Source organism: Spirochaetales bacterium, from assembly GCA_016930085.1.
Classification (GTDB): Bacteria; Spirochaetota; Spirochaetia; order SZUA-6; family JAFGRV01; genus JAFGHO01.
The window spans coordinates 1-17,697 of sequence record JAFGHO010000062.1 but is presented as its reverse complement, the minus strand read 5'-3'; the positions used below and the strand labels follow the sequence as shown (position 1 = coordinate 17,697).

Annotated in this window: 15 protein-coding genes; 8 read left to right on the top strand and 7 right to left on the bottom strand. The window is 48.3% G+C overall.

What is annotated here, in order from left to right; translation table 11 throughout:
* The 3 genes from JW881_10820 to JW881_10810 all read left to right on the top strand — a co-directional run.
* On the top strand, positions 1-1,684 hold a 1,684-nt coding region (locus JW881_10820; protein MBN1697996.1), incomplete at its 5' end, for a glycoside hydrolase family 9 protein.
* Between the two features lie 164 nt (positions 1,685-1,848).
* A complete protein-coding gene (locus JW881_10815; protein MBN1697995.1) occupies positions 1,849-3,504 on the top strand; it encodes a Na/Pi cotransporter family protein in 1,656 nt (551 codons plus the stop codon).
* Between the two features lie 504 nt (positions 3,505-4,008).
* Complete coding sequence (locus JW881_10810) at positions 4,009-4,437, top strand: hypothetical protein (GenBank protein MBN1697994.1); 429 nt, start codon at positions 4,009-4,011, stop codon at positions 4,435-4,437.
* A gap of 73 nt (positions 4,438-4,510) precedes the next feature.
* On the opposite strand, the gene JW881_10805 is transcribed toward JW881_10810, so the two are convergent.
* The 3 genes from JW881_10805 to JW881_10795 all read right to left on the bottom strand — a co-directional run bounded on the left by JW881_10805 (position 4,511) and on the right by JW881_10795 (position 6,901).
* Complete coding sequence (locus tag JW881_10805; protein ID MBN1697993.1) at positions 4,511-5,638, bottom strand: hypothetical protein; 1,128 nt, start codon at positions 5,636-5,638, stop codon at positions 4,511-4,513.
* Positions 5,639-5,657: 19 nt separating this feature from the next.
* Positions 5,658-6,104, bottom strand: a complete 447-nt coding sequence (locus tag JW881_10800) for a hypothetical protein (protein MBN1697992.1) — start codon at positions 6,102-6,104, stop codon at positions 5,658-5,660.
* A gap of 224 nt (positions 6,105-6,328) precedes the next feature.
* A complete protein-coding gene (locus tag JW881_10795; protein ID MBN1697991.1) occupies positions 6,329-6,901 on the bottom strand; it encodes a M20/M25/M40 family metallo-hydrolase in 573 nt (190 codons plus the stop codon).
* A gap of 4 nt (positions 6,902-6,905) precedes the next feature.
* Between JW881_10795 and JW881_10790 the strand changes: the two genes are divergently transcribed.
* Positions 6,906-7,388, top strand: coding sequence for a hypothetical protein (locus tag JW881_10790; GenBank protein ID MBN1697990.1), 483 nt, complete (start codon positions 6,906-6,908; stop codon positions 7,386-7,388).
* A gap of 133 nt (positions 7,389-7,521) precedes the next feature.
* Here JW881_10790 and JW881_10785 read toward each other — a convergent pair whose 3' ends face one another.
* From JW881_10785 to JW881_10770, 4 genes are all read right to left on the bottom strand, one after another.
* Entirely contained in the window at positions 7,522-7,878 is a 357-nt protein-coding gene (locus tag JW881_10785; protein ID MBN1697989.1) for a hypothetical protein, read from the bottom strand.
* Positions 7,868-8,413, bottom strand: coding sequence for a hypothetical protein (locus JW881_10780; protein ID MBN1697988.1), 546 nt, complete (start codon positions 8,411-8,413; stop codon positions 7,868-7,870). Before JW881_10780 ends, JW881_10785 begins: the two co-directional genes overlap by 11 nt.
* Positions 8,414-8,541: 128 nt before the next feature.
* Complete coding sequence (locus JW881_10775) at positions 8,542-10,977, bottom strand: substrate-binding domain-containing protein (protein MBN1697987.1); 2,436 nt, start codon at positions 10,975-10,977, stop codon at positions 8,542-8,544.
* 60 nt (positions 10,978-11,037) lie between these two features.
* Complete coding sequence (locus JW881_10770) at positions 11,038-11,382, bottom strand: hypothetical protein (protein MBN1697986.1); 345 nt, start codon at positions 11,380-11,382, stop codon at positions 11,038-11,040.
* 160 nt (positions 11,383-11,542) lie between these two features.
* Here JW881_10770 and amrB point away from each other — a divergent pair, with 160 nt between their 5' ends.
* The 4 genes from amrB to JW881_10750 form a co-directional block, all read left to right on the top strand.
* On the top strand, positions 11,543-12,430 hold the full coding sequence (amrB, locus tag JW881_10765; GenBank protein ID MBN1697985.1) for an AmmeMemoRadiSam system protein B: 888 nt from the start codon (positions 11,543-11,545) through the stop codon (positions 12,428-12,430).
* 91 nt (positions 12,431-12,521) lie between these two features.
* Entirely contained in the window at positions 12,522-15,224 is a 2,703-nt protein-coding gene (locus tag JW881_10760; protein MBN1697984.1) for a DUF3160 domain-containing protein, read from the top strand.
* 424 nt (positions 15,225-15,648) lie between these two features.
* Positions 15,649-17,130 (top strand): fucose isomerase, encoded by a 1,482-nt coding sequence (locus tag JW881_10755; GenBank protein MBN1697983.1) that lies wholly within the window; start codon positions 15,649-15,651, stop codon positions 17,128-17,130.
* Positions 17,131-17,277: 147 nt separating this feature from the next.
* Positions 17,278-17,697, top strand: a 420-nt coding sequence (locus JW881_10750) for a substrate-binding domain-containing protein (GenBank protein MBN1697982.1), incomplete at its 3' end; no start/stop codon positions are given.

Here is a 17,697-nt window from a genome sequence, read left to right as displayed (position 1 = left end):
GGCCCTTTCGATCATGTCCCTCAATTACCGGGAAATCGATGCGGCGTACGCCGATAAATGCCTGACCTACGCCAAGGCCCTCTATAATCTGGGAAGAACCCATACCGGACTCGGGACTGGTGACGGGTTCTATAATTCACGGGATTACGAAGACGATCTGTCCTGGGCCGCTGTCTGGCTGTATGTCTGTAGCGGGGACGAAACCTATATCGATCATATCGATGCGACCGATTCGAGCGGCCTTTATACCGGATACATGAAAAAGATAATCTCCACCACCTCGAATACCTGGCAGAATATCTGGGTACACTGCTGGGACGCAACATGGGGGGGTACCTTTACCAAACTCGCCTGTCTTTTTCCGGACAGGGAGGACTTCGATTACTTCGGCAGGTGGAACCTCGAGTTCTGGTCCGGCGGGGCCGTCCCGCATGAGGATTCATCGGACTCCAATTACCTCGCACCGACTCCCGCAGGATACGCGATGATCAACACATGGGGGTCCGCGCGATATAACACCGCGGCGCAGCTTTGCGCCCTCGTTTATCACAAGTACCATCCGGACTCCCTGCCCATGGCGGAGTGGGCGCGGGGTCAGATGGAATATATCCTGGGGGATAATCCGATGGGTTATTCCTACGAGGTGGGCTACCCCTCGCCCGAGGAATCGGCGAGCCATCCGCATCACCGGGCGGCCCACGGCTCGAAAACCAATGCGATGGACGATCCGCCCGATCCCGAACACGTGCTCTGGGGGGCCCTGGTCGGCGGTCCGGACGGAAGCGACAACCATGCCGATGTAACGTCGGATTTTGTCTATAACGAGGTCGGTGTGGACTACAATGCCGCGTTTGTCGGGGCGCTTGCCGGCCATTATCTGCTGTGGGGCTCGGGTGACCGACCGCTTTCGAACTTCCCGCCCGCAGAGCCGGATGAGGATTTCTTTTTCGCGGAATCGAAGCTGGAACAGGACAATTCACAGCGGACCCAGATCACGATCAGAATACATAATGAAACGACCCGCCCGCCCCGATACGAAGACGGGATGAGCTGCCGTTACTATTTCGATATCAGTGAACTCGTCGATCACGGACAGGACATCGGTGCGGTTACCCATGATATCATGTACGACGAACTGTCGATCGCGAGCAGCGGCAGTATGACCACACGGCGTACGGGGCCGGTTGCTTTTAACGAGGCGGAAGGTATCTATTATATGGAATACGCCTGGGAATATGCGGAATGGTACGGAGATCTCGAACTTCATTTCGCCCTTGTCGCGAAACAGGATGATACCTACACGGAGAACTGGGATTCTTCGAACGATTACAGCCGCGCAGGGGTGGGTGCTTCGTATTCACTCAACGAGCGCATACCGGTGTATCTTGACGGGGAACGGGTCTTCGGGACGGAACCGGGCGGTGGAATCGTCACCCCGACATCCCCCCCTGCAGGAACGAATCCGCCCGATCCAACATCCCCCGGCTATACGACCGGCGATGTCAATGGGGACGGATCGATCAATATCGTCGACGCCCTTCTTGTGGCGCAATACTATGTCGGCCTGGACCCGGCGAATTTTCTGGTTGAAGCTTCGGATGCGAATTGCGACGGTACGGTCAACATCGTCGATGCCCTCCTGATCGCGAGATATTATGTCGGGCTTGTGGATGAGTTGTGTTGAGTTGACCGGGCATCGTGATGTGACAATTATGTGATTTTTTATGGGCGGTATGAAGCAGCAGCCCTTTTTTGTTTACATTCGTGTCGAAAACATATATAAAAACAGTATAGAATCGGAAAAAACCGGGTGGTGACCATGAACCATCGTACAGAAAAAGCACTATGATTATCGTCAAGCTTGTGACCGTCATCGGCAGCCTCGCCTTTTTCATCTACGGGATGAAAGTCATGAGTGACGGGATTCAAAAGGTTGCCGGAGAAAAACTCCATTCGATCCTCAGTTTTATGACGACAAACAGGTTCGCGGGTGTGTTTACCGGATTCGCGATTACCGCGCTTATCCAGTCCTCGTCCGCCACCACGGTACTGGTCGTCAGTTTCGTCAATGCCGGACTGCTTACCCTTACGCAATCGATCGGTGTCATTATGGGGGCGAGTATCGGGACGACCGTGACCGGCTGGATCGTTTCGATTTTCGGATTTAAAATGGATATCACGGCTATCGGGCTTCCGTTCTTCGCATTCGGGTTCCCCTTTATTTTCTCGAAAAAACACCGGTACCGCGATATCGGGGAAGTGCTTGTCGGATTGGGACTTCTTTTTCTCGGGCTGCGGTTCCTGAAAGAGACAGTACCTAAAATCGATCCGGAAGCGCTTGCGTTTCTACAGTATTTTACGAACAGGCACTATCTCTCGCTTGCTTTTTTTATTCTGGTCGGAACCGTTTTGACGATGATCGTCCAGTCCTCGAGCGCGGCAATGGCCATAACGATCACGCTGGCGTTTGTGGGATATATCGATTTCGAGACGGCCGCGGCGATTGTCCTCGGTGAGAATATCGGGACGACCATTACCGCGATTCTCGCGTCGTTCAAAACAAACGTGAATGCCCGCCGGGCGGCGAGAATACATATGGTGTTCAAACTATTCGGCGTTCTCTGGATATTCCCCCTGTTTTATCCTTTTATTCATCTGATCGATCTGATCGTACCCGGAGCGATGGCTGTGCCCGACAACATACCGGTCCATCTATCGATGTTTCACAGTCTTTTCAATCTCATCAACACCTTTATCTTTATCTGGTTCGTGCCGCAGCTCGTCAAACTGTCGGAAAAACTCGGCCGTGAAAGAAAAGACGAAAAAACGACCCGTTATCGTCTGGAATATTTTAAAACATCAATCCAGGACACCCCCGAACTGAATATTCTGCAGGCAAAGCGCGAACTTCATAAGATGGCGAAAATTACGGAAGTGATGTTCGATGAGTTTCTCAAGGTGTTCGATAATCCGGATAAAAACATGAGGGACCTGATCGACAAGGCAAAGGAAGACGAAGAATTGACGGACCAGATGCAGTTGGAAATATCGAAATTCCTGGCCGAATGCGCGAAAGAAAATCTGAATGAGATCAGTGTCAATAACGTGACCGCCATGCTGCGTATCACCCATGAACTGGAGAGTATCGGGGACAGCTGTTTCAGTCTGATGCTGATGGCAAAACGGAGGTATGATAAAAAGGTGAAGATGGACAAGGAGTCCCTTCATGAAATCGATAAATACGCGAAGCAGGTAAAAAGCTTCATTTCATTTATTCTCGAGCACCTCAACCAGCACCTTAGCCGATACGATCTCGAGCGGGCATTCGAACTCGAGAACATCGTGGATGAATCGAGGAATACCCTGAAACGAAACGCCAGAAAACGGCTTCAGAAAGGCTATGATGTCAACGCGCAACTGCTTTTCATCGATATCGTTCGCCACTTTGAACGGATCGGGGATTATTCACTGAATATTTCCCAGGCACTCCGGCAGATACAATAATCTCATTGTCTTAGGACATTTCATCTATACGAAAATAAAACAAATAATTTATTATTGATCTTTCAATCGGCTTATAAGTTATATGTATAAAACTATACAGAAGGGGTTCAGTGTCAATCAGGAAGATGATCGATAAAAAATCGTACCGCTGATTGAAATACTATGACGGTTGCGGTGATACGCCGAATCGTATGGCGGCACTGTCCCCGAAAAGGACAACGGCAGAATCTCATTACTACCACTTTTTCGCTTTAAAGACGCCCGGCTGAGCCCCGGGCGTCTATGTTATTTTCTTGACAGCGTAAAATACGGACATATACTTCTCATTGTACCGTTTCACAACCTCTGAAATTCCCGACGTGACGGGGACAAAGAAGTGAGGGAATTCGACCGGGGGTTGCGGAAAAACCGTGTTGCAGGTTCCGGGACGATCTCAATTTTTCATGAACCCAAGGAATCCGCCAGCCTTGCGGCTGAATTTTTACGTGAACAAAGGAGGAAGCGATGTACGGCAATAAGCTAAGCGTTATATTTTTGGCCGGGTTCTTTATCCTTGTCTGTGCGGGATGTGTCGAAATTCAAGTCAAAAAACAAACGACACCGGTTGCCGGCAGGAAAGAATGGATGAAAATCGGTGAACGGAAGGTGAACCTGAAAGGTGAAAAGGATGTGATTTCCGGATTCGGTAAAGGCCGGTTCAGGCAGATCATGATCGCGGTTCATGACAGTGCGATCGAGATGTACGATATCGTGATTATTTTTGCCAACAACGAACGTTATTCACCGAAGACGAGGCTTCATTTTGCGGAATCATCGCGAAGCAGGGTGATCGACCTTCCCGGCAAGGAACGGGTGATCAAACGAATCGAGTTCTTTTACAGAAGCAAGAACAAACGGACGGGCCGCGCCACCATCGAGGTATGGGGAAAGTAATAAAAAAAGGGGGGTGTCCAAACTTATTGGACAGCCCCCACTGCTGACGTTGAGTAGATGATAGTATCCAGGGTTATTTAAACTTGAGAAGCCCCGGATTGATTTTGAGTTTGTCCGGCGTGAGATAGAGGGCTTCCGGTTTCACGTTGAGAATATGGGCGTTCTCTTTGAGAATATCAAGCCTTTCACTGTAATATTTGCTGAATTTCCCGAGGTTGACGTCTGTTTCCGGTTTTGGCGGCGGATAGAGCAAGGTATTGACGGATTCGATTTTCTCATTGATTTTCTTGAGTTCGGCCGCGTCCCGGGTCACATATTTTGCTTCAAGGAGATCTTTCAACACCGTTGTGCCTTTTTCCCTCAGATCCTTCAGGTTTGTTTCCGATTTGGCGGATGCGACGAGATCGTCGTATGCCTCGTTGCCTTTTTTCTGGGCGATCTGCGGCTGTGTCAGTTCGATCTTTCTCCCGAACACATACGACATTACCGTATTGCTGAATATGAAGGTAAGGCAAAGACCGATGATAATCACCCCGAGTATCGAAGTAATGACGATTGCAGGGACCGTCTTTGGAAGTATATTCTTCCAGGCAAACACCACCACGATGACAAGGAGAATTACGAGGACGATGATTAGGACGATTCTGACAATATTCACCGCGGCATTATCGAGCACCGTGATAATGCTTTTTTCACCGGCATCGATGACATTGATCGCGCTTTCTTCGGCCTGTTTTATCGTTCGCTGGATGACATCATCGATTTCGTTTATCGTATCCGTGATAATGTCGGCGAGTTGATCGAGCCGGCGGGCGAGGGCTTTATCGATCTGTTTGATCCGTTCTTCCACCATCCTGTTCACTTCTTTCGTGTATTCGAGGAGGAATTTTTTGATACCGGCGATTTCTTTCGATATATCTCCGTACATCATTTTCCAGAGATCTTCACCGATCTCCTTCATCTGGTCGAGTCTCGCTTCCAGTTCGCTCGATATTTTATCGATCGCCGCCCTGATTTCGACACCCGCCTGACCGACGACATTATTACCCGCTTCTTCGAGTGCCTCGATGAGACCGTAAATCTCATCAAAGGGGATGTCGACTTCCACTTTCGGTTTTCCGCCCGAAAAAACCGGAACGGTCAGACTGAAGATCAAGACAATACAGATGATTGTCCGAAACCATACGCTTTTTTTTATCATGTGTGTTTTTCCTTTCTTCTCATTCGACTTTTACGGCGGAACTGCTGTAGGTGAAGATGAAAGTCTTCGATCCGCCGGCTGAGATTGTTCCGGTCCCGCCGGCACTCCAGCCGGAAGAAGATGCGGTGACGCGCCATGTTCCCGGTTTGAGTGCGGTCTTGGTAACAAGCGGTGCCGGATTGACGGCGGAGGGTGTCACCTCGTATGTTTTGGTTTCGGAAAAACTCGACCGGCCGCTTCCCTCGGATGAGCCCTGAAGGGTTCCGCCGATGACGATGCTGACATAATCGGTTCCGTCGTTCGGTCTGGGAATATTGCGGATTTCGATCATTGCCGAACCGCTTTTCGACGAGGAATTTACCTTCACGTCCGGGTAGCACCCGCCGCAGCTTTTCAGGATGAAATAAACGGGAAGCAGAGCGATGAGAAAAACCAATACTCTGTAAAGAAATCTTTTTTTCTTCATGTGTTTTTTCCTTTCTTCTCAAGATGAATGTATGTCCGGGCGGTCCGCCCGTTCCGTTTATTAATCGGTGGTTACCGGGGTGCCGTGTTTCCCGCGGCGGCATATACGCTATTTGTGTAAATCATGCGATAGTCTATCCTAAAGGAAGACATGGAAGTGTTCAAGCCGGTATTAAAAAAAATATTTTTTTTCGGAACAAAAAAATACTGTATGCCGCCTTCGGCTTATATTTCTGAATTGTATCCTTCGATAAAAGCCTTAAACAGGGGGACCATCAATGCCAGGTTTTCGCGATTGACCCGTTCGATATTGTCTTTCGGTGTGTGGAAACCGCCGAATCCCTCACCCGGTACACCGGTATGACTGATCGTCACCGCGGGAATACCGAGGGGATGAAACCGGTAAGAATCGTCTCCGATGGGCAGATCGACGGCCTCGATATCACGGCCCGACACCTCCTTCCAGGCGTTTCCGATTCTTTCGATCAATCCGGCCGATGTGCGGTAATAGATAAGGAAAACACCGATTTTTTCCCAGTAATTGAGGTTCCCGTTCTGTGCAACGAGTTCGAGGTTGATCAGAAACGGATCCGGTTCGCCCGTTCTGTCCGCTTTCCGGTAGTAGGCGTCCACATAGGCATCCGCGCCCTGCAAACCGATTTCTTCTCCGGTTGTCAGGAGAACCGTTATCCGTGAGTTTCCCTGCTCGATGTCACCCCGATTGATCCGGTCCGCCGGACCGATGAGAGAAACGGCGGCGGTTCCGTCATCAACGGCACCGGGACTCTGTTCTTTCAAAAAAATGAACCCCCCCATACGAATAAAGAAGAATATCCAGAACACACAGAACGCGCCGGAGAGTATTCGTGTCACCAGTATCGGTATTTTCCCGGCCGGCTTCTTGACCTTCCGTGACACAAGAATATATACGGGGATAAGCAAGGCTTATGATGAGGACGGGGGCAAGCAGTATCATGATAATCTGGCGGTCCACATGGTCGAAGACGTCCGTTTTAGAATCCATATGGGCTGCAAAAATGAGTTCCCGTTCCGGTTTCTCGACGTCGAATGTCATAATGATATTCTCACTCTTTTTTGTGACGATCGGGGAGATAATGTGGACAAAGCACTCCGTTTCCAGAATAAGAACAACCGGGATGAGGATCACGCAGACAAGTGCGATAACGGGCTTGTTTTAAAGAATAAAGATAAAAAAAAGTACGCCCGCGATGAGGGCGAAGATTTCAAGAATGAGGGAAGGGTAGAAGCGTTATTTCCTGTGTAGTAAAAGGGATGTCCCGTGCGGCGAGCAGGTCTTTTATCGACCCGATGACCTGGTCGAGGGTTTTGCTGTGGCATGGTCTTGGTATTGCAATCTGTTTCAGGATTTCATACAGATCCACGTATATCCCCTGTCATTATTCCTGACGGTCGATATCATCGAGTGCGATATTGTGTTCGTCCAGGGATTGCACGACAGACATTGAATTTCGTTGCCAGGTTTTACTTCTGTCCGTTTTTATAATTACCTTCGATTCGGGCGCCCTTGTTTTCAGGAAATCGAGCATGCATTTGATACCGGATGAATTGAGGAACTCGAGATTGGTGATATCGAGGATAAGCAGATCATGAAAACGGGAGGAAACTTCCTTGAAAAAGGGCTTGAGAAATGAATCCGGGTTGTCATGATCGATATCGCCTTCCAGAACAATCGTATTGTCTCTTGCAGAGATCGTTGCCCTGTCATATGTTTTTTTTGGTATCCTAAACCCCATGAGCTTCTCCGTTATCCTTTAGTTCGATCGACATTTTGCTTTTTATGCATAAAACCAGCGGTTTGTTATTCCTATCGATGGAAATGTTCCCTTTCATGAGCGGTTTAATATCGGATTCTACTTCATAATCGAGTTCGGAACGGCCTTCATATCGAATTCTCGCAAGTCCGAGCTGGCTTAACGAATTATCGTCGCTGTTCACCACGCGCAGCATCATGGCTTTATAGGCGTCCAGGGCCGACCCGCTGTTGATGATGGAAAAAACCTTTTTAAACTCTTCGATATTCTCTTTTTTTGTAAGATTCCGTATTCTCAGCTCGATATCGGACTTGTTTTTTCCCTGTTCGAGATCGATGCTCGCCATTCCTCCTGTCGAATACCTGCACACGTTCTCGATGAGTTCGGAGGCAACCAGGGCGACACGGTATGCTTCCTCATAATTGGTTATCTGCTGTGTCAACATCGACGTGATGAACTTTCTTATTACGACGATATCATCCCATTTTGGATTAAACTGTAGCTTTAAATAAAACAATCCATTATCCTTTAGTTATAATGTAACGTATATATTGTCGACTTTCAACAATTTTACTCTTTTTCACACACCCCCCTCTTCCCGTATATCTTCCGAAATCAGTATACCTCACGCGTTCAGCCCTCCCGTTACCTGACTCTTCGGGCAATGACAAGCGACATATCGTCTTTCGGTTTTCCTTCACACCATGCTTCAATATCGGCGAATATCGCATCCTGCATCTCCTCCACGTCTTTTTCCGCGTGGGAGTGCACGATCTTTATAAAACCTTCCATGTCAAGAAGGGTTTGTTTCGAGTCGAATACCTCGATCAGCCCGTCCGTAAACAGGATCAACGTGTCTCCGATCCGGAGATCCATCTCCGCGTTTTGTGTCTTTTCCCTGATATCGGCCTTGATATTCAGCCAGGATCCCGCTGTCTCTATCTGTTCGATGTTTTTTGTTGCCTTTCTGTATACGAGGATATCGAGGTGAGAACCGGCGTATTGAAAATGGCCCTTTCCGAGGTATTTCAGGGAGGTAAAGGTCATAAACAGGCTTTCATCCATTCGACCGCTCACGTTCTTGTACAGGACATTGTTGACCATGACGACGATGTCGCCGGCGGAAACATCGTAGTTGGCCGTGATTGTGGTATGAATGGTCTGTGTCATCATCATGATCAGCCCGGCCGTCACCCCGTGACCGGAAACATCTCCGATACCCAGCCAGAGTGTTCCGTTATGATCCAGACTCACGTCGTAATAGTCCCCGCCGACCTCTTCGGCAGTGATCATACGGGCTGCGATCTGAAAATCCGGATGAATCGATTTGATTTTTTCCGGAAGCAGGGCCATCTGGATATGCCGCGCCACTTCCATCTCCGTCCGGATCCGGAGGTTTTCGTCCTTGAGCTGCTCGTTGAGGTTCCTGATTTCGATATTGGCCGAGGCGAGCTGAAGCGTTCGTTCCTCGTACCGTTTCAGGATGAGTGCTCCCTGAAGGGAGCTGCTGATAAGCCGTGTCAGAATATAGTATACTTTTTCGTCATTGCTCGAGGTATCGAGCAGCCAGTATCCGATTTGTTCGTTCTCAAAGTAAATGTCTTCGATGACAAGACGGAAGGTCCCGTGTTTTTTGTGCAGGTTATCCGGAACGATCCTGCGGGTGGGAAAAAGAATCCCTTCCGGCGGAATTTTTTCCCTCCCGTTCTTGCCGATAGCCATGAAAAGACGGGAAAACCCGGGCATTTTCAGCGGATCCCCGCGTTTCGGCGGATGTTCGTACAATACAAGATAGCATTCCTTTATACCGAAAAAGGGCAGTTGTTTTTCCAGGATATCCATGAGCCGCGGGATATCGAGTGTCGAGGTAATGCCCACCGCGGTGTTGACCTGAAGTCTCGAATAATCCGCATCCTGAAATACGTTATAGGCGGTTCTTGCCATAACGGACCAGTTGTCAAGGCCGCCGCCTTCCGTTTCTCTTTCTCTATTATCCGTTTCCCTCATCCAGTCTTCCGGGCGCCGGAGAAAGGTGAGCGCCCGGTTCCAGATGTTGAGGTAATTCCGCGGCAGTCCCACATCGTATATCAGTGTACTCAGATGATCGAGGAATTTGGCGGGATCCGAGTAGAGTGCGTTCTCGACTTCGGGCGGAAGCCTTGGCGGATATTCGTGAAAGACGGATTCGCTTTCGACATCGCAGCCGCACGACCGCCGCCGGATGAACGTCGTTTCGATTTTCGTGACCGGAGAAATTTCTTCACCGTCCAGAAGGGCGATGATGAGTTCCGCGCTTCGCTTGCCGATTTCATAAAACGACTGGCGAACCGTACTGAGCGGCGGATTCAGAAAAAGGCCTGAAATCACGTCATCGAAACCCACGACCGCGAACTCCTGCGGCAGGCGATACCCCCGGTTCTGCAGCTCCTTGATGACGCCGGTTGCCATGTAGTCGTTCGCCGCGACAAGGGCGGTGACGTCACAACCGGGTTTTTTATTCCGTTCATTGATGAGGATCGATATCGCCCGGTTCCCGGCTTCATCATGGAAATCACCGGTGACGAGAAGCTCCGGGTCCGCTTTCAAACCGTGGTCGGCCAGGGCGCGGAGATAGGCACGGTAACGCGCTTCCGAATCGGGATGACCTTCCGGGCCGCGGAGGAAGGCGATTTTTTCGTGTCCGTGAACTTCGATGAGATGGGAAACGGCGTCGTACATTCCCGATTCGTTGTCGATGATGACGCTTGGTGTTCCCCCGATCAACAACCCGGCACTGATGATGGGAAGCGGATGATAATTACGGCAGAGATCCGTCAGTTCCGAGGCAGGCACGAACGAACTCAGGATGTTTGAAAGAATGATCAGTCCGTCGATGTTTTCACTTCCGAAAAGGTCAAAGAGGATGTTCGCCTGAAATTCGTAATCGACCGGGGAACGAATTGGTTTCCCCGCAGCGTACAGCAAATTCAGACCATGTTCGTTGATGATTTCCTTTATTCCCCTGAAAAACATGATCGGAATATCGTAGATGGTCGTGTCGCTGTACACCCCGACCGTCAGGGGACATTTGGCCTTATTCACGTTATTAATATACGACAAACGCACATCAATAACAAACAAAAAAAGAGAAAAAAGCCGCGGTTATTGAGATGCGTCGATAAGTGAAATATGGTCCTTGTCGATCGCCTGGATGGCGCCCATTGACTTCTGCTGCCAGGGCTTTTTTTGGTCTGTTCTGAAAATCACTTTTGAAAGCGGGATCAAGGATTTCAGGAATTCGATGAGGCACTTCACCCCCGTCGAATTAATATATTCGAGGTTGGTAATATCGATGATATACGAATCGTAGTGTATCGATGCCGCTTTTTTAAAAAACGGGACGATAAACTCTTCCGGGTCGTTCTGGTCGATATCGCCTTCAAGCATGATCGTATTACCGGTTGCCGAAATAGTCGCCCTGTTAAAGGTCTGTTTTGGAATATCCACAGTAAAAATTTCCTCCTCATACACGCAAATACCGGTAATCGTTTTTCCTTATTCTTTATTCTAATTCACTCACAAGTAACTTTCAAGTACCTTGTCATCTGTTTTTTTATTTGAAACCGGGCTTGAAGATGACGGCCGGGTTTATTACCATATAATGATAATGAGGAACGGTATTGTATATCCGGCCTTTATCTTACTTTTCATTTGCGCGGGATGCGGCGGGAAGACGGCGGCATATCCGTATTCGTATCATCCTGTCAAAGCATCCGGGTATTACCGGTGCATGGAGGAATTCGATGACCGGGCCGCAACAATCCCCTTCTCTCTCCCGCCCGAAGATGAAGGAAGGCAGCCGTACGCGGGGACGATCAGCCATCACCTCCTTGTTCTTCCCGTGATCGGACAGTGGTTTTTCGAATTGCGGAGATTACGCTGTATCGATACATTCATTATCATCAGCCCCGGGCATTTCCGGCAGGGGAATCGCCCCATATCGCTTTCAAGCCTCCCCTGGCGCGCCGGGGAGGCGGTCGTCCGTGTGAAGACGGCGTATGTGGAAAAAATACGAAAGGATCTCCGCATTCGGGAGGACAGGGACGCGATGCATTTCGAACACGGAATCGGTGCGCTGATCCCCTGCCTTCACCGTTATTTCCCCGAAGCGGAAATCGTTCCGATCGTCCTCGATGAAACAAGACGAAGTATGAAGGAGATCGGTATACTCGAAGAGAGTATCGTCGATATTATGAAGACCGATCCCGGCGCTTTTCTCCTCATTTCTATCGACTTTTCCCACGGTGCCGGTATAACCACGACCATGGAGCGGGACAAAAAAAACGAAGCATATCTTCGTTCTCTTGAGTCAGAAAAAATATTTCATGTCTATGCCGATAATATCGGGGGGCTTTCCATCCTTGAAAAAACGGTTCGGTCCCATGGTCCGGCGGACTGCGTTTTCCTTTACCATACCGATTCCTATCGCTTTTCGGGAAAACAGCCGGAAAATATTACCAGCTATTTTTTTACCTATTATTTCAGGAACGCTTGAACGGGGTGTTGGAACGCCGATGCCGGTACTCCCGATACGCTTTACAAGTCCAGGAATAAGCATATACTCTTACGTATGGAGGATGAATACCATGCAAAAACTATCTTTATTTATTGTGGTCGTTTTGTTTGTTTTCTCTTCATGTCTCGACACCAAACATGAAACGGCCGGGGGAGAGGGGACAGAGGAAGCGTCCGGTGCTGTCGATGAGACACCGCTTATTCTCGATGATTCGGATTTGAAAGCCGTTTCGGCGTCGACTGATGGAACGGCACACAGGCAAATCACCTATTCCGACAGCAGCTGGGAAATGCCTCCATATAAAGCCAAAACCCCGGTATATGACGTCCCCGTTATATATCTGAATGATCCGGTCGAATTTCATTCCCTCGATTACGAACAATGGCGGGACGGGAAAATCGCGGTGATCGGCAGTGATCGGGTTTTCCTCTATGAGGACGTGTTCTCCTCCGGCGCGACTGCCGCGGAACATATCGAGGGCAGACGAATCACACAGATAAAAAAAGGAACGATTATTCCGATATTGCATGAATATACGAATACAAACGATGAATATGACGGTCTTTTCAAGTTTATGGACGAATACAATTACTGGTACAGAACCGAATACAACGGGAGAACCGGTATCGTTTTCGGCGCGTTTTTGATCGGCGCGGGCAGGTATGGTAATCGGGGAAATACTGACGATGCGGTCAGGCTGTCATATTATTATAACAAGCCGGAAAAGGAGACCCGGTTTTACGATCATGTCGGAAACAGGCGTGTTATCCCCGTCATGCGGCGTTGTCTATCCGCGGACGCCATCGCTTTCCAGAAAGTGGAAAGGGACGAGTATCGTCTGAGTTCATCCCGGCCCGATGATCTTGTCTCCCTTTACCAGCAGCTTCAGGACGACCGGACGACGACCATGTTCATCACAACCGACCTCCTTCTCCATTGTATGCATCTTCTCTTTGACAGAATGCTCGAATATACGGAAGAGAATTTCTTTCTGCCCCTCCTCGAATCACTCGTTTATGATTTTCTTTCGGAACTCGTCACGTATGAATCCCGACTCGATCCCGGCGAGGACGAATTGCGCGCGGCAATAGGCATGCTGAGGAAATATTTTACCGTCGCCGACGGGATATTTATCGCGGGCAAGGACCTCTCGATCAAGGAAAATGAATACCTGGAAGAATATTATTACGACGAAGAAGAACCGGTTTTCGAAGCGGATGTGCAAAATCTCTTCAGCGGTTATCCCGATGATGTCCGCCGGGAACTCGAACTTATTTTTAAGGCATCCGAAAGCACGTCTTCACCGGTTTTCGGCTATAAGGAGGACTATTCCCAGTTCAAGCCGCGGGGACATTACACGAGGAGTGAGAACCTGAAGACCTACTTTCGCGTCATGATGTGGTTCGGGAGGCTTCACTTTACCATTACCGATAAAAGCCCGGAAAAATTAAAGCTTTCAAAGGAAATGGTCCCGGCCGTCCTGCTCCTTACGAAAATCGTGCGGAGTAATGTCGACATTTTTCGAAAATGGCGGGCGCTTTTCGAGCCCATCACGTATCTGATCGGCTCTTCCGATGACTGGAGTTTCAATGATATCTCCCTCATCATAGGGAGCGTCGATCTGGAAAACCTCGGAGTATGGCTTGAGGATGATGGAAATATTACCGGCTTTATCGGGAAGGCGGTGAAGGAGTTGCGTTCGCCCGGGATCAAGGGAATGTCCACGGGGACGGATGAAGGCCCGGACACCGGCTTCAGGCTTTTCGGCCAGCGGTTTACCGTCGATTCCTTTATTCACAACAACCTCGCGATATATCCTTACCGCCTGATGGTCAAGGGTCTGGATATAATGGGGGTATTCGGAAGCAAAAAAGCCGCCGAACTGCTGCGGTCGGATATGGATGAAGTCGAGGGATACCGGCATAATTTTTATTACCTTGCGGACATGATCGGCGGATATGACGAGTATGACTGGCGCCGGACCTTCTACAATGGCTATCTGAGGCTGATAAAGGAAATCACGACCTTCGAAAAGGGCGCCGGCTTCTTTTTTACGAAGTCGGACAAATGGGATTTCAAGGCGCTTCTCACCTCCCACGCCGGCTGGGCTGAACTCCGCCATGATACCATCCTCTATGTCAAACAGAGTTACGCCGAGATGGGCGGGATGGGATACGAACCGACTTTTGATATCGATCCCGTACCCAGACCGATAAGTTATGTGGAGCCGAACCTCGGGTTTTTCTACCGGCTCGGGCTGCTTCTCAAAGACAGCATTTCAATGCTTACCCAGGACGGGATGATGAACGACGACTTCCGTTACAAATTCAATGATTTCAAGGGGATCGTCGATATGCTGACGACCATCGTCGAGCTGGAAGCGCGTGACAGACCGATTACCGAAGAACAGAACGATTATATCGTCTCCGTTCCTTCGAAGCTTGCCCGTATCATTCTTCCCCCGGATGTGGATCTCGATGCGTACGCCATGGGAGACGATGATTTCAAGATGCCGATTATAGCCGACGTCCATACCGCGGACGGTTCGTGCCTTGAAGTGGGAACCGGCATCCCGTACCGCTTCTATGTAGCCCTGAACGACGGCCAGGGCGGGAAACGGATCGCGATCGGGTACACCTACCGGTATTACGAGTTCACCCAGCCCATTACAAACCGTCTGGACGACGATCAATGGAGGGCGATGGTGTACGGCGGTGACGGAGCCCTCTCCTCGAAAATACCCGGATGGGCCGCGGGAATCGCGTGCGAGTGAGGGTTCGTATCACCCGGTAATTCCCGGTGAACAACATGGCTGATATACTACTGCCGTTTCCGGAAACGCCCCCTCTGCGGTGAGCAGAGATGAGGTTGCAGGAATACAGGCAGTAGAATCATAGATAAAGGGATTCACCGGGAATTAATGTTGGCTATAGCGTTTTATTGACTCAAATAAATTTTCCATGTGTGAGTCTTTATCCGTTGTACTAATAATCAAACCTTCAATCAATCTGATTTTATTAAGGGAGGAGTAAAATTAAAATCCTTAATCATTGAGGATTCTTATTTTTTGTATAGATAAAAAAATAAAAAAAAGCTTGACAAGCAAGAATTGTGTGATAATATATATACACTTTTGCGTTAACGATACCGCAATAAATTATTGAATAGTTGACTATAGACATTCTTCAGGAACAAAGATGCATAACATTGCTAAAGTGACATCAGGAATAATCGCAGTAAGCAGGGATTGCTTCCCCATTGAATTATCTAAAAAACGAAGGAAGATATTGATTCAAGAATGCAGGGAAAACCATGTCAATGTTACAGAAATCATTACGATAATTGAAAATGAAAAAGATGTGCTCAAAGCAATAGATGAAATAAAAGAGAAAAATATCAATTCCCTTATTATTTATCTCGGGAATTTTGGTCCTGAAATACCTACAACAATGCTTATTCAAAAATTCCCGGGACCTGTCATGATCGTTGCTGCAGCAGAGGAAAGTGGTAAAGATCTTATTGATGGGAGGGGGGATGCATATTGCGGAATGTTGAACACTTCCTATAATTGCGGATTAAGGAGACAGGTTCCCTATATTCCCCACTATCCTGTCGGCACCCCGGATGAAATAGTACCAATGATAGAGAATTTTTTAGTGATTGCGAGGATTCTTATAAGTGTCAAACAGCTAAAAATATTTTCTTTTGGCCCCCGGCCCCAGGATTTTGTTGCCTGCAATGCGCCGATAAAGCCTCTTTATGACCTTGGCATTGAGATTATGGAAAACAGCGAACTGGACCTCTATGACATTTACAACTCGGCCGAAGGAAATCCGGCAATACCCGGGGTTGTTGAAGAAATGAAAAGGGAACTTGGTACGGGGAACACATATCCGGCTATTCTTCCCAAATTGGCACAATATGAGGTTGCTCTTGTTCAATTTCTTGAAAAAAACCTGGGGGCAAGCAGATATGGTATTTTTGCAAACAAGTGCTGGCCGGCTTTTGAAAAGTATTTTGGATTTGTCCCATGTTATATCAACTCACGGCTCGCATCAAGGGGGATACCTGTTTCCTGTGAAGTAGATATATATGGTGTTTTAAGTGAATATATTGGTTATTGTGCAAGCGGCTTACCTTCAACAATACTGGATATCAACAACACTGTTCCCTATGATATTATCAGGGAAGCAAATGAAAAAACAAAAGCATATCAGGCATCTGATATGTTTATGGGATTCCATTGCGGCAATACACCTTCCTGTTTTTTAATAAATCCAACGATCAATTATCAATTAATTATGCACAGGTTGATGGAGCCGGACAAAGACCCGGATATAACCAGGGGTACCCTGGAGGGAAGAATCGCGCCCGGGGAAATTACTATTTTCAGGCTTCAATCCACTGCGGAGACAAAGCTCATGGGCTATGCAGCCGAGGGTGAAGTGCTGCCGGTCGAACCCCGGTCCTTCGGAGGTATCGGAGTAATCGGGATAAAAGAAATGGCGCGCTTTTACCGGCATGTGCTGATTGAAAAGCGATATCCCCATCATACGGCAGTTACATTCCGTCACACAGGAAAAACCTTATTTGCTGCCTTAAGGATGCTGGGGATAAACGATATATCATATAACAGAAAGAAAGGAGATTTGTATCCATCAGAGAATCCTTTTTTCTAACAGAAAATAGGTTTTCTGACAGAATTACCGTTTTACCGACCGGGAATAAAGAAATTTTTCATATAGAGAGAAACGATGATTCTATATCTGAATTCTGTTAACAAGTAACGTTTTTTGCGTTAAAAAATATTTTTTCAGGAGGTACCTATGATCAAAAAAAGTATACTTATTGCTCTTGTTATTTTAGTCGCGATAACTATGGCAGTATTTGGAAGCCCACAGCAGGAAACGACAGGGCTGATCAAGATCGGCATCGTAAATCTGCCGCCGGAAGAATCCGGCTACCGGCAGGCCAATGTTGAAGACATGAACAATGTCTTCTCAACGGCGAACGGCTATGATGCAAAACAGACCAACACCGGTGACAACAGCGAGCAGATCGCTGCGGCGAAAGGGTATATTCGAGATGGAGTGGATTATCTCCTGATCTCGGCCGCAAACGCGTCTGGTTGGGACGACACCTTAAAGTCTGCAAAAGCCGCAGGCATTAAGGTTATTCTCTTTGACCGTGCGATTGATACGGATCCCTCGAACTATCAAGCAGCACTTCTCTCGGATATGGCTTAT

Excerpts from the sequence above, each read along its gene's own strand:
- JW881_10810 (MBN1697994.1), top strand. The coding sequence starts at position 4,009 with ATGTACGGCAATAAGCTAAGCGTTATATTTTTGGCCGGGTTCTTTATC.
- JW881_10805 (MBN1697993.1), bottom strand. The coding sequence starts at position 5,638 with ATGATAAAAAAAAGCGTATGGTTTCGGACAATCATCTGTATTGTCTTG.
- JW881_10800 (MBN1697992.1), bottom strand. The coding sequence starts at position 6,104 with ATGAAGAAAAAAAGATTTCTTTACAGAGTATTGGTTTTTCTCATCGCT.
- JW881_10790 (MBN1697990.1), top strand. The coding sequence starts at position 6,906 with ATGAACCCCCCCATACGAATAAAGAAGAATATCCAGAACACACAGAAC.
- JW881_10785 (MBN1697989.1), bottom strand. The coding sequence starts at position 7,878 with ATGGGGTTTAGGATACCAAAAAAAACATATGACAGGGCAACGATCTCT.
- amrB (MBN1697985.1), top strand. The coding sequence starts at position 11,543 with ATGAGGAACGGTATTGTATATCCGGCCTTTATCTTACTTTTCATTTGC.
- JW881_10760 (MBN1697984.1), top strand. The coding sequence starts at position 12,522 with ATGCAAAAACTATCTTTATTTATTGTGGTCGTTTTGTTTGTTTTCTCT.
- JW881_10755 (MBN1697983.1), top strand. The coding sequence starts at position 15,649 with ATGCATAACATTGCTAAAGTGACATCAGGAATAATCGCAGTAAGCAGG.